The sequence below is a fragment of the Kaistella sp. CFF1-2 genome (genome assembly GCF_059509915.1).
This window is the reverse complement of record NZ_JCAKLF010000013.1, coordinates 1-5,388: the sequence shown is the minus strand read 5'-3', so window position 1 is coordinate 5,388 and position 5,388 is coordinate 1. Positions and strand designations below refer to the sequence as shown.

The following is a 5,388-nucleotide window of genomic DNA, read 5'->3' as shown; positions in this document are numbered from 1 at the left end:
TGGAAGGTTGTTTGTTTTTTGCTTGCAGATAACGGAAAAAGTATTGGCGAAGTGCGGGCTAAATGGAACGAAAAGTTCAATTTAGACTGAACGTAGCCGATGCTTTTTTCGGATTGTTAAATTACAAAAAATAATAATACGAAAAAGCAGCGGCGGCTAAATTTTACGAAAAGTTCAACTTGCCTTTCACCCCGCATTTTGCCAATACTATGTTATCTGCAGCCATACTTATTTCTTATTTTCTGTGATTCCAATTATGACTCCAAAATTTCCATCAATTTGTTCCCATTTTTTTGTAGGAGCGTAAGTTCTGGAAACAAAACCATCTAAATAAAGTGCTTTTTTGCAGTCTAAATCTTTAAAAAGTTTCGCAAAGTTGTAAAAATTGATTTCTTTTTTTGACATCGCAAAAATTATATTTCCATTTTCCAAAATTCCAACACCATTTCGAATATTAAGATTCTTAGATTCTTGCTGAAAAGTTGGATTTATCTCTCCATTATTAATCAAAAGCATTGGACCAGATTGTGTCGCAAATTCAATTTGGGGGTTTTGTTTATATTTTTTTGTTTCGATAATATCGGCTTCGCCATTCTTGGTTATTAAAAACACTCCATTTGGCTCTAAATAAAAGTTTCCATTTCCGTTAAGCGTATCAATATTTTTCAATATTTTCGAATTTTCAATGTATAGACCTTTTGGTGAATTACCATTTTCAAACATTCCTCCATTCATTGCAAATTCTAAATTTTGATTTTGTGATTCTAAATACTTTTTTAAATTCTCAATGCTTTTAAAAGTTAAATTTTCATTTTTCCAATACAATTTTACTTTCTGTTCTTTAGGATTTGCAATATAGATTACAAATTCTTTTTCTTTCTCATTTTTTTTGTTACATGAAAAACATACCAATAATGAAAAATAAAGTAGAAAAATGATTGGGAATTTCAACGTAATATTGGTTTATGGTTGCAGATAACGGAAAAAGTATTTGCGAAGGGCGGGCTAAATTGGACGAAAAGTTCAATTTAGACCGAACGAAGCAAATTGCTTTTTCAGATTGTTAAATTACAAAAAAATACAATATGAAAAGCAAGTTGCGACTAAATGCATCGGTTTTTTCTATTATATATTCAGCCCCGCCTTTTGCAAATACAATGTTATGGGTAGTTTTTTAGTTCAAATACTTTTCAAAAAAATCTAATGCAGCGTTTGATGTTTTATCGAAAAATTCGATATATGGAGAAAAATGTCCGCCTGAAACAGTTACTAATTCTTTTGGATGCAAAGTGTTTTCATAAGTATCCAAAATTAAATCTGTAGGTGTTACGATGTCGTTAAGTGCAACAATGAATAAAATAGGTGTCGGGCTAATCTGCGAAGCATAAATACCTGGTTCATACATTCGGGAATATTCTGTTGAGCGTAAAGTAACTTCATTCCGAGATGTAGGTGATAATTTAAAGGCATTCATATAATATTCTTTCGCATCCATCATCGGGTAAATAGGAAAATCTTCTGATTCTCCGACCAATGTCCGCATCAATGGTTTTTCTCCTAGCAAGCGATTCAAACGGTCTTTTTTTACCGTCTTCCAAAATAAAGTGGTTTTTTCGGCAGGCGTTCGTCTCAAACTGCTTTGATAACCACTGATTGTAGGTACTTGTGACACCACACATTTAACTCTTTTATCGGTTGCAGCGGTTACAATGACGTGTCCACCCGAAAAACTTGTTCCCCAAATTCCAATTCTATTGTCATCTACATTGCTTAATGAACACGCATACGTAATACTGTTTTTATAGTCGTCTATTTGTATAAAAGGATTTACTTCCTGTCGTGGCATACCTTCACTTTCTCCAAGATTTCTGTAATCAAATAGAATCACCACAAAATCATTTTCTGCAAACTTTTCCGCAAATTTGTCGATATAAGCTTCTTTGGTCAGCCCAAATCCGTGTGCCATAATGATAGCCGGATATTTTCCTTCTTTTTTAGGTGTGTACTGCAATGCACTTAATCTAATTCCGTCACTTAGATAGTTTATTTTTTTTAAATTGTACCTGCACATAATTTTACTATTTGCTTTAATGTTAATGTTATTATTCCAACAAAATTATTAAGTAGCAGGTAAACAATGTTGTCCTATACGTTCTATGATTTGTCGATTTCGTCCATTATAGACGAACGAAAAGAAGAAGGAGTAAATCCAAAATACCGTCTAAAAGATTTGTCAAACTGGGACAGGCTACTAAAGCCACATTGGTAAGCAATCTCTGATATGCTTTTATCAGTAGTAAGCAAACAAGATTGTGCTTCGGTTAATCTTTGTTTCAATATCCAATTTGCAGGAGTACAATTGAATGTCTTTGCAAAATCTCTTTTAAATTTAGAAAGACTTCGGTTTGTAAAACCAGCCAATTCTTCTATGCTATAATTCTCTTTATATAGGTTTTCCATTATAGTTTTCAAGTTGTCATCTTGTTGTGTGATTGAATTAAAAAATTGCTTTGCACGAGGATTTTGCTTTGAGAGTAAATAGGTAAGTTCAGTAACTTTTAATTCCAAAATAGATTGGTTATTTTCATTTTCTTGAATGTAACTTAGATATTGTTTGATAAAGCTATCAATTATCTTGTTTTTATTAAGTACTATTATGTCTATATTGCAGGATGATTGTTCGGAATTGTAGATTTCCAATACAGTCGATTGCTTGATGAAAGTGTTATTAAAATAAATGACCAATGCCTCAAATGTTCCGTCATTTGCTAAATATTCGGTCATTTTATAAATTCCTTTTTTTACTAACAAAACCTGTGTATTATCCACTTCAATATCCTTTTCCTGAGCAATTATTTTCTTCCCATTTAAAACAAAAACAAAAGCATTTTCCTGCATCAGCACAAATTGTTTGGTCGATGCAGAATTGGTTTTCCATTTTGCAAATAGTAAGTTACCATCTTTAAGTATTTTTTCTTTTGGAAACGCTTTCATCAATGTTGGTGTTTCGATCTTTTATCTCATTTTCTACAAGGTTAATTCTTTAGGACAAGTCGAGTTGAAAAATTACCCATAACGGAAAAAGTATTTGCGAAGGGCGGGCTAAATTAAACTGGAAGTTCAATTTCGACCGAACGAAGCAAATTGCTTTTTTGTGGAACTAAATTAAAAAAAAATGTGGAACGAAAAGCAATTTGCGGCTAAATGCACCGGGTCTCTCTATTAACGATTCAACCCCGCCTTTTGCAAATACTATGTTGTGCGATGTTTTCTCTAAATCCTAACTATATCTCTCAATAATAGTTGTTCTATGATCAATTATTGAATTTTGTGATTTTTCGAGAAATGTTAAAAAATTATCAATACTAAGTAACTTATCTTTAAAGCTTTCTCCTAATGCAACTTTATGTTCATTTAAAACGCCAATTATAACTACATTATGCGTAAAGTCTCCAAACATTGCCCACTTTTTATCTTTATCGTAATAAAATGATTCATGAGATTTCCTTAATCCCAATTTTTTTTCAGGGTGTTCAAATTCAGAATATGTATGGTTTACTATATACTCGGTGTGGGTGGTTTCCTCCGTAATTTCTATTGCGTTTAGCAGATAAAACACAGGCGCAGACGCAATCATGGATTTAGTTTTACTCTTATGGATAAAGGTCTTCAATTCTGAAAATTCATCTTCACTATTGAACCAACCGTTTTCATTTAAGAAAAAATAATGGTCAAATTTTTTATTAAAAACCTGATTTGGGAAAAGCGCAACATTTGGCTTTAGTTCCTTTACATTATATAATTCACTTTCTATCTTTTGATAATTATATACGCTTTCCGGGTCATTTATTATTATGCTTCTCATTTTAATTTAGTTTTTAGTAAATCGTATTTTTTTGACGGAATTTGGGCCTGAACTGATTGACAATCCTCCAACTATGTTGTAACCCTTTCCCTGAAAAGTTTCGGTAGATGAAGGTGAATATTTTACATAAACATTTCCTTTCCCATCTGTGATTTTAGAGCCATCAAATTTAGCATCACTGGCAGACTTAAGATTATTGAATGCTGTGGCAAATGAAGTTTTATCATTAACAAGTCCATAACTTCCACCTACGTCAAAACATTCAGCTGTAAGTCCTGTCCAAACTTGGTAACATGTTGAAGCTGAATTAAATTTAAAACTTTGAAGAATTAATAACCCAATTAATACTAGAGCAGTTCCCGCGTATAATTTTTAAACTTTGATAATATTATCTTTTTATATAATTTAATGCATTTTTTGTGCCAAAGTTGGTTATAAAATATCGCACAACGGAAAAAGTATTTGCGAAGGGCGGGCTAAATTTAACTGCAAGTTCAATTTCGACCGAACGAAGCAAATTGCTTTTTCAGATTGTTAAATTACAAAAAAATACAATATGAAAAGCAAGTTGCGACTAAATGCATCGGGTTTTTCTATTATATATTCAACCCCGCCTTTTGCAAATACTATGTTGTGCGATGTTTTTTTTTAACATTGTGATTTAATTTTTATCGATTTGGCTCTGATCGCAAAAAATTCCTTGACTAAAATTTCATCATCTTGGATTAGTTCTGGATATCCGCAAGACATTATTGTCGTAGAATTGGCTGATTTCCAAACTTGCCGAAAACAACCTTCTAGTTCAGGAAAGTTGTTGACAAAGAATGAGATGACAAATTTATCATTCCAATATTCCTCTATTATAGACTCTAAAATGTCATCATATTTATGGATGATTCTATCTGGCAGAATACTATTAAGTTTTAAAGGTATATTATGGCATAAATCAGCCAACAATCTAGCGTTATTGTCTTGACTGTGTCGAATTTCTATAAATGCATAGTATAAGGCTTTGTGCAAAATCAATCTTGTGTCAATTTGCGAGTCATCGGTAAAAAAATCTTCATAAACCTCAAAGAAAAGGTCGAAAGCCACACTACTATTCCCATTGCAATAATTTAAAATAATCTGAACCCAATCAATATCAACCTTTTCGGAAAAATATAATTGGCAGTATTTGGAGAATAAGATATTGTCTTCAAAAGAATGCGCAACATTAATTCTATCAATATACCTTGCCAACTCGTATAAATTTCTTTCGCCTAAATAATTGGAAGGGTTATTTTTTAATTTTGAAATATCGTTTGCAATTCTATACATAATATTGGTTTAAAATATCGCACAACGGAAAAAGTATTGGCGAAGTGCGGGCTAAATTGGACAAATGGTTCAATTTCGACTGCGTGTAGCCGATGCTTTTTCAGATTGTTAAAATTAAAGAAAAAAAACAATATGAAAAGCAGCGGCGGCTAAATATTTCTGCTTTTTCTACTTTACATTTAACCCCGCATTTTGCCAATACA

5 protein-coding genes are annotated in these 5,388 nt (G+C 32.0%); all 5 read right to left on the bottom strand.

Features of this window, described 5'->3' with window-relative positions:
• Positions 1–228: 228 nt before the first annotated feature.
• Positions 229–825 carry a phosphodiester glycosidase family protein gene (locus AC5XHR_RS13580; protein WP_495951324.1) on the bottom strand — a complete coding sequence of 199 codons (597 nt, stop codon included), beginning with the start codon at positions 823–825 and terminating at the stop codon, positions 229–231.
• A 349-nt stretch (positions 826–1,174) separates the two neighbouring features.
• Complete coding sequence (locus AC5XHR_RS13575) at positions 1,175–2,071, bottom strand: alpha/beta hydrolase (protein ID WP_495951323.1); 897 nt, start codon at positions 2,069–2,071, stop codon at positions 1,175–1,177.
• Between the two features lie 83 nt (positions 2,072–2,154).
• Complete coding sequence (locus tag AC5XHR_RS13570; protein ID WP_495951322.1) at positions 2,155–2,994, bottom strand: helix-turn-helix domain-containing protein; 840 nt, start codon at positions 2,992–2,994, stop codon at positions 2,155–2,157.
• Positions 2,995–3,280: 286 nt separating this feature from the next.
• The gene (locus AC5XHR_RS13565; protein ID WP_495951321.1) at positions 3,281–3,865 is read right to left on the bottom strand and encodes a hypothetical protein; all 585 of its coding nucleotides are present in this window, start codon (positions 3,863–3,865) and stop codon (positions 3,281–3,283) included.
• A gap of 648 nt (positions 3,866–4,513) precedes the next feature.
• Positions 4,514–5,185: a hypothetical protein gene (locus AC5XHR_RS13560; protein ID WP_055041226.1), complete on the bottom strand. Its 672-nt coding sequence runs from the start codon at positions 5,183–5,185 to the stop codon at positions 4,514–4,516.
• Positions 5,186–5,388: the final 203 nt, after the last annotated feature.